The sequence below is a fragment of the Magnetospirillum sulfuroxidans genome (assembly GCF_018224925.1).
Taxonomy (GTDB): Bacteria; Pseudomonadota; Alphaproteobacteria; order Rhodospirillales; family Magnetospirillaceae; genus Magnetospirillum; species Magnetospirillum sulfuroxidans.
Window position 1 is genome coordinate 1 of the sequence record NZ_JAGTUF010000038.1, and the last position, 7,474, is coordinate 7,474.

Sequence of the window (7,474 nt, forward strand, 5' to 3'; positions counted from 1 at the left end):
CCTGAAGGTCGCAGGTTCAAATCCTGCCCCCGCAACCAAATTTAAGCCGCTAAGTCAATGACTTAGCGGCTTTTTTGTTTCTTGGGACCGACCTCAGAACAAGCTGGTAGCACAGTGGTAGCAAGGGGGAGCATGACCTGTTTAACACCTTGGCTGAAGAAGCCCTGCGTGCCGCTTGGCGCATGGTGGTGGTCACCCCGCTGTTTGGCGGGGCCTCCGGTGGCCTGTTCGGCGGCTTGATCGCCGGGATCGGCAGCCTGTTTCCCGGCATCGCTTCGGCGGGCAGCACCGGCGGGTCAGTCCCGGTGCCCGACACCGGCAACTTCGCCATCGCCCATACCGGTGGCTTGGTCGGCCTCGACCGGCTACAGACCCGCACAACCCGCGCCTCGGTGTTCGCCGGAGCGCCCAAGTATCACGGTGGCGGGTTGGTGGCAGGAGAACGCCCCATCATCGCCAAGGTCGGCGAGGGCGTGTTCACGCCCCGGCAGATGGACAATGCCGACCGCCTGCTGGGCGCCGCGCTGTCCCGCCCGGCGACAGCGGCCAACGTACAGGTCACCGTCCACAACAATGCGGGCGGCACCGAGGCCAAGGCCCAATGGTCGCAAGGGGCGGGTGGCAGCGTTCAGATCGACATCTTCGTCGAGGAGATCGAAGGCCGCATGAGCCGCCGTATTGCCCGCGGTGAAGGCATGGCCCCGATGCTGGAGCACCGCTATGGGCTTAATCCGGCAGCGGGGTCGTACAGGTAAAGAAAAGGCTTCGGATTACTCCGAAGCCTTTTCGCCTGTAGCAGCCAGGACTTTTTATCGCGCCACAACATTCCTCTTTACGCTCTGCCAGCGTTTTACGCCGAGGTGTGGTGATCCCGCTTTCTGGGTTTCATAAGCGATATGGGTGTCTCTTCCGACTTTCACGGAAGCGGGTTTTAGGCGTTGTCCAAAGAGAGTGTCAAAATTTGGCCCTCCTCTCCGCACTACAACCAAACAATAGCGGGGGAGGCGTGGAAAAATGTTGCCGAAAAAGGGCAAGATTTTTCCTGGCGGTAACGGCCAGGGGCAAGGCAAGGCGGACTATGCAATGATGATCGCCGAGGCATTGCGGGAGCAGCTTGGGACCAGCCATCAGGGGATCAAAACTGCAATGCGCTGGACCGGCGCGGGCGAACGGACGGTGAAGAACTGGTTTTCCGGGACCAACGGCCCCAGTGGCGAGCACCTGATCGCTTTGGTCCGGCATTCCGATGAGGTCCTGGACGTGTTCCTGAGGATGGCCGGCCGGCGTAGCGCAATTGCAGGCGCGAAACTCGCCGATGCCCGAACCAAACTGGCTGAGGCGCTGGAGTTCATCGAGACGTTGTTGGTCGACGGAGAGCGCGGTGTCGATGGAAATTGCTCACTTCCCTGTGGACACAAGGACGTGGCGGAGCAATGACGAGTCATGTCGATGATGGCGCCAATGCTCCCCCATGATCCACCGACGGGTTGGCTATTCCGCCGCCACCGATGGAGCCTGTATTCCGAGAACCTGGGCAATCCCGGACGACACCTGATCGGCCGCCGCTCGGACGGGCTCGGCGGCAAGATGGGCGTAGCGGGCGGTGGTCTGTACCTGGGTGTGCCCCAGCAGCTTGCCGATCATCGGCAGGCCCTGGCCGCTGGCCACCGCCGTGGAGGCAAAGGTGTGGCGCAGGTCATGAATGCGCACGTCCTTGAGGCCGGCTCGCGCCCGCACCCGTTGCCAGAACGGCTGGAGATCTGTGAGGCGGCCGCCTTCCTTGGTTCCGGTGATCACCCAGGGATTGCCGTCGATGCGGGGGATGGCCAGCAGCACGTCGAGTGCTGCCTTGCCCAAATGGACAATCTTGGCGCCGGTCTTGGAATCGGGCAGGCGCAGGGCAGGGGCCTCGGCATCAACAAAGACCCACTTCATCGTCATGATCTCGTTCAGTCGGCAGCCGGTCAGCATCAGCAAACGGGCGGCGGCGATGGCCGAGGGCAGTTCGATGGCCTCGATTTCCATCTCGGTCAGCACCTCACCGACTCGGCGGATTTCGGCGGCGCTGAGGAAACGTTCGCGTTTCTCCTCGGGGTATTTCCTGATGTGCTTGCGCGGATTGGTCCCATCGGCGCGCAGCCCCCACATCTCAGCCAAATTGAACATCTTGGAAACCACTTCCAGGCACCGGTTGGCCTGATAGGGGATATGGCGAAGGTCGTGGTGGAATTTGGCAATGTCGGCCCGGGTTACCTCCTCGACTCGCAGCCGCCCCAGGGCTGGCAGGATGAAGCGATTGAGGTTGCGGCGGTATTCCTTCGCGGTGCTGGCCTTGATACGGAGCGAGATGTGCTCTTTGTCGAAGCGGTCGGCGAGTTCCTTGACGGTGATGGCCTCTCGTCGGGCTTGTCGGTCGGCGGCCGGATCCGCTCCCTGGCGCACCGCCGCCAGCGACGACATCGCCATGGTGCGGGCCTGCTCGGCGGTGAGAACCCCGTGCGGGCCGAGGGTCATCCGCCGCGTCCGGGTGCCGACGCGATATTGGATCATGTAGTTCCGTCGCCCGCTGGGCAGTACCCGCAGACCGAAGCCAGGGATTTCGTCGTCCCAGATGGTGTATTCTTGCCCGGTGGCGGCGGCGCCTTCCGCCACTCGTTTCGTCAGTTTGGTCATGGTCGTCGCCTCAAGATGCGCTTTGCTACCGGATCAGCATTGCCCTTTCCCCGCGGTAGCTCTGCGGCAGCAATAGGGGGCAAGTGACTGCGAATCTGCTCGAAATGAAGCGTGGCGTCATATTTGAGTGAAGTCAACTAATGTGCTGAAATAGCGAAGTAAAATGTAGTATAGCGTAGTCATGCGCATCGTATTTGAGATGAGCCTCGCCTTGAGCGCAGCAGGTCGAAGTTCATCGTATTTCTGTGTGCCCGGAGCGAAAGCCTGGGTACGGATTTTGGGGCAGGGCAATCCCGCACTAGCCTTTGGAAATGCGTTGCTTTTCGCATGACCGCGTTCCCTCTTGCTTCCACGGATTCGAAGTGGTCGCCCAGGAGCGACGGGAGGCGCGGATTCCGCCGCCGACCTTCAGGTTGAGTCCCGGAAGGCACAGATTCAGAGCGGTTTCGTTTTTTGAAGTTTTTTTGCCGTTGCCGCAGCCGACACTGGGGCCTTCCGATGGCAGATTTTGGTGTCGCTACGCTGTGCGGCAATCCAGATCATAGGAGAATGCAATGTCTGCCAATGCACCACCCAAGGCCCCCGTCAAAGCCCCAATGACCAAGTCGGACGCGGCACGTATCCAGAGCGTCACGGCCAAGAGCAATGGCGGCCAGGTCCCCAAGGGCAGCTTCGCGAGCCGCGCCAGCAGTGCGTCAGCGCGGAACGGCAAATAGCCTGGCGGGGTGGGGGCATTTGCCTCCACCCCATAGGCCATGGTTTGAGGGTGGCTATGCATTATTCAAAGAACAAAGACATCGCAAAGATTGTACGAATACGTGTGCGGGCGGGTTGGAGTTTTCGCCGAGGCAAGAAGCACGGTAAATTGGTCGCGCCGGATGGACGATTCGTGATCGTTCCCTCCACTCCAAGCGATGGCCGAGCAGTTTGGAATTTTCTGGGGGACTTGCGGCGCTGCCATGGTTGAGAAAACAATTATGAACAAGCCGCCCTACCCGATGATAGGGGAGGCATGCCAGATCGTGACCGGAGCATTCGGCACGAAATCGGCGGATCCCTCACGCAGAAAGGAACTTGACCGCTTGGCCCGCGAGGGAGATTTCGATTGGAACCTGCGGTCTAAAATAATTGAAAATCTGCTCGTTGAACCGCTTCGAAAATTTGATCGGGATTTCGGGGAATTCGTTGGACAATTCGTCACCTTTCTCCTCGACCGCCATGTTGAAATGGTCATGCGGCTTTCCCTAGACGCCCTATCGAGGGATGAAGCGGCTCCACTGCTTGTTGAAACCACATATGGGGCGCATATCGCGGCATTCCTGATTTCACTCAAGGATCAATTCGGTGGTCCTGACCTTGGCGAATTCTTACGCGAGGGCGCAAACCCGATTGATGTTGTATTCCGTTGGGCGGAAGTGTCCCTCGGGCTTGAGGTGGCTGCCCTAGCATTCCCAGACGACAAGCAAAAACGCGATGAGGTAGGACGCTGGCGCCGGGGAGATACGATTCCTGACTTCTTCGGCTCCATTCGGTCCGTACAACGGGAATTGCAGGCAAAGCGACCAGACCGCAAGTCGGGCGTTGCCCTATTCGGCAAGTGGTTGGTATCGGCGCGAGCACTCGTCTGGCTCAGTCGTGGGTCCAAAGAAGCCGGTTACGGATCGTTGCTGGGTCTGGTTCGTAAGGAAATCCTGTTGAACTGTCCGCCTCGTGACATCGGCATCATTCTGTCTCATGCCAATATTGAGGCGGGAAATCGCTTTTCCGAATTGAAAGAGTGTGGCCTGCCACTCTTGAACATTAAGCTGGCACGGACTCATCCGAAAGATGTTGGCGATCAAGCGAGCGCCCGTAGTGAACTCGACCGTTTCACGGCATTGACGGACAAGCTCGATCCCGACCGGCGCACCCGGTATTTCCTCGATTGGTGCGAGGGGCGGTGGCATGTGCTCGCTGGCCATGAAGATAAAGCCCTTGAGTATTACGAGCGTGCGGCGAATCAGGCTCTATACCGGGCGGGCGAAAACCAAAGGCAAATTTTGGAGGAGGGCATTTCCCTTGCGGCTCACCTGCGCAAGAAACCCATAATCAAGCGTTTGAAGCATCGTGCGTTGGCCGTGCGACTTTTTGCTGAGGTGTTTTCCGAATCGCAAGAAAATGTGGAGGTTGTTTCTGACTGGGAGGTGGAGCAACTGGATCAGGCCTTTGGCATGTTGTTTCCCGCCCGATCTCGATTCCATGAGGCGGAACCAAAACCCAACGTCGGCATAGCTCTCCCGTTTCGGGCCATCGATCAAGCTGCGGCCGATCGTCTCAAACCAGATTTGGCCAATCCGGATCGCGTAATCAGCATTCCCACATTCGACGGGCGTAAGTATCGCCGACCTCAACTGATTTGGTTCGCTTCGGAGGACCGCGTAGAGGACGTTCAGCGCCTGCTTGAAGCCGGCGCGGATGTGAACAAACCGGACGAGCAAGGTGGCTCTGCCCTGCTGAATGCTCTGCAATGTGCCGAAAGCGGTCGGGGTCGTCAGGTCCTGGATCTCCTGCTGGCGTGGCAACACAAAAAGGAAACGCTTGACCGGTTGACGGCGAAAAAGCGTTTGTCACCGCTATATCTCTCGGTGCTTCTCGGCGATCCCGTAGTTGTGTCCAAACTCCTTGAGATGGAGGCAAGTGCCGATCAGCCTGCGGGTTATCCGCCCCGGACTCCTCTTTATGTTTGTACCGAAAGATTCGCCGTTTATCGACCCGGTTGGATGAAGGGGCATTTGCTGCACCGGATGGCCTTCCCTTCGGCTGACGACAGGGAAATTCATCGGCGGTATTCCGGTGGATGGGCGGGGGCCATGGGTGACCGCGTCTCCGGGTGGAATATGGAAGGGGCAAGGGTCATGGGGCGGGATGCCGATGCGTTCGTCCAAAAGGCCGCACGCGTCCCTCGGGAGTACTATCTCAAAATCGCTGAGCATTTTTTGAAGCATGGCGCGGATCCCAATCGTAGGCATTCCAAGCCGGGACCAGGCCGGACCCCACTGATGCTGGCAGCGGAATCCGATGCGGCAGACGCTTTCCGCCTGCTGGTTGATGCCGGCGGAGACCCTGATCTGAAAGACGATCAGGGTAACGATTGCCTCGCCATCGCAACTGGGTTTGGGAGCCAGGGTGTGCTTGCTATCCTGAAAGGATGATCGACCGCGAATGGGGTGTGTGCAGTGGCCTCGAAGACAACCCTCAATGCCAAGAACCTGGAGGTCCTCGGGGCCGCGCGCCTGGCCGAACTTCTGATCGAGATCAGCACGGGGGATGCTGCGGCGAAGCGCCGCCTGCGGATGGAACTGGCAGGGAAGGGGAGCCCGGGTGAACTGGCCAAGGAAATCCGGAAGCGGTTGACCTCGATCGCCCGGTCGCAGTCCTTCATCGACTGGCGCTCTGTCCGGGCCATTGCCGGCGACCTTGAAACCCAGCGGCAGGCCATTGTCGAGAAGGTGGCGAAGGCGGACACGACGGAGGCACTCGAACTCCTCTGGCGGTTCATGGCCCTGGCCACGTCGATCTTCGAACGCAGCGACGACGGCAGTGGCACCATCATCGGCATTTTCCATGATGCCTGCGAGGACATCGGCCATGTTGCTGCCCTGGCCAAGGTCAATCCGATCGCTTTTGCCGACCGGGTTTTCGACGCCCTGGTCGTGAACAATTACGGCCAATACGATGGCCTGATCGGCATTGCGGCTCCCGCCCTTGGCCCGAGCGGCTTGGAGCACCTGAAGCAGCGCATGATCGATCTATCGAACCAGCCGGTGAAGCGGCCGGCGGACAAGGATCGTCGAGCCATCGGCTGGGGGTCTGGTGGAACGATTTACGAAGACGAGATTGCCGAGCGCTCCAGGCTGAGCACCGTCAGCCTGGCACTGAAAGACATCGCCGATGCCCAGGGGGATGTCGATTCCTTCATCGGCCAGTACGATGAGAAGACCCGCAAGGTTCCCAAGATCGCCGCCGAGATTGGGAAGCGGCTCCTGGCGGCGGGGAGGGCCGAGGAGGCGCTGGCCTTCATCGATGCGGCCGAGCATCGGAAATCCGATAGCTGGGACTGGCCGGACTTCGAATGGGAGGATGCGCGGATTGAAGTCCTTGACGTCCTCGGACGCCCCGAGGAGGCTCAGGCCGCGCGTTGGGGTTGTTTCGAGCGTTCCCTGTCGGCGGACCATCTTCGCGCCTATCTCAAGCGGCTGCCGGATTTCGACGATGTCGAGGCCGAAGAAAAGGCGCTGGATTATGCCCAACGTTCGCGGAACCTGATGCAGGCGTTGTTCTTCCTCGTTTCCTGGCCCGCCTTGGGTCGAGCCGCCAACCTCGTGATCCAGCGCGCGGCGGAACTGGACGGGGACCAGTACGAGTTTCTGCCCCGGGCGGCCGATACGCTTGCGGCCAAGCATCCTCTTGCCGCGACGCTGGTGCTGCGGGCGCTGATCGACTTCGCCCTGACGCACAGCCGATCGAGCCGGTACAAGCACACCGCCCGCCATTTCCTGGAATGCTCCAGTCTGTCGTCGGCCATCCGCGATTTTGGAGCCTTCGAGACGCACGACGATTATGCCGCCAGACTACGCCGGGAGCATGCAAAGAAGGCTTCATTCTGGAGCCTTATTCCTTGAGGTGTGGCGGAGGACCGTATAGTAACTGTGCTGGTGCGGCTATGTCTGGTGGATTGACATGGATTTAGCAGGGTGCGGAAAAAGGCGTGTTCGCGCCCCCTTTCCCCGTCGGTCCGAAGCGTTCAGCGGCGTCGACGAGG

Annotated in this window: 6 protein-coding genes; 5 read left to right on the forward strand and 1 reads right to left on the reverse strand. The window is 60.0% G+C overall.

Going from position 1 to position 7,474, the window contains the following annotated elements:
- The first annotated feature begins 149 nt into the window (after positions 1–149).
- Both KEC16_RS19330 and KEC16_RS19335 read left to right on the forward strand, forming a co-directional pair.
- Entirely contained in the window at positions 150–755 is a 606-nt protein-coding gene (locus KEC16_RS19330) for a hypothetical protein (protein WP_249209341.1), read from the forward strand.
- 259 nt (positions 756–1,014) lie between these two features.
- Positions 1,015–1,437, forward strand: a complete 423-nt coding sequence (locus tag KEC16_RS19335) for a hypothetical protein (protein WP_211552018.1) — start codon at positions 1,015–1,017, stop codon at positions 1,435–1,437.
- 54 nt (positions 1,438–1,491) lie between these two features.
- On the opposite strand, the gene KEC16_RS19340 is transcribed toward KEC16_RS19335, so the two are convergent.
- Positions 1,492–2,673, reverse strand: coding sequence for a tyrosine-type recombinase/integrase (locus KEC16_RS19340; RefSeq protein WP_211552020.1), 1,182 nt, complete (start codon positions 2,671–2,673; stop codon positions 1,492–1,494).
- Between the two features lie 554 nt (positions 2,674–3,227).
- Here KEC16_RS19340 and KEC16_RS20260 point away from each other — a divergent pair.
- The 3 genes from KEC16_RS20260 (at position 3,228) to KEC16_RS19355 (ending at position 7,334) form a co-directional block, all read left to right on the forward strand.
- Positions 3,228–3,389: a hypothetical protein gene (locus KEC16_RS20260; protein ID WP_211552022.1), complete on the forward strand. Its 162-nt coding sequence runs from the start codon at positions 3,228–3,230 to the stop codon at positions 3,387–3,389.
- Between the two features lie 261 nt (positions 3,390–3,650).
- Complete coding sequence (locus tag KEC16_RS19350; RefSeq protein WP_211552024.1) at positions 3,651–5,864, forward strand: ankyrin repeat domain-containing protein; 2,214 nt, start codon at positions 3,651–3,653, stop codon at positions 5,862–5,864.
- A 24-nt stretch (positions 5,865–5,888) separates the two neighbouring features.
- Positions 5,889–7,334: a DUF6880 family protein gene (locus tag KEC16_RS19355; RefSeq protein WP_211552026.1), complete on the forward strand. Its 1,446-nt coding sequence runs from the start codon at positions 5,889–5,891 to the stop codon at positions 7,332–7,334.
- Positions 7,335–7,474: the final 140 nt, after the last annotated feature.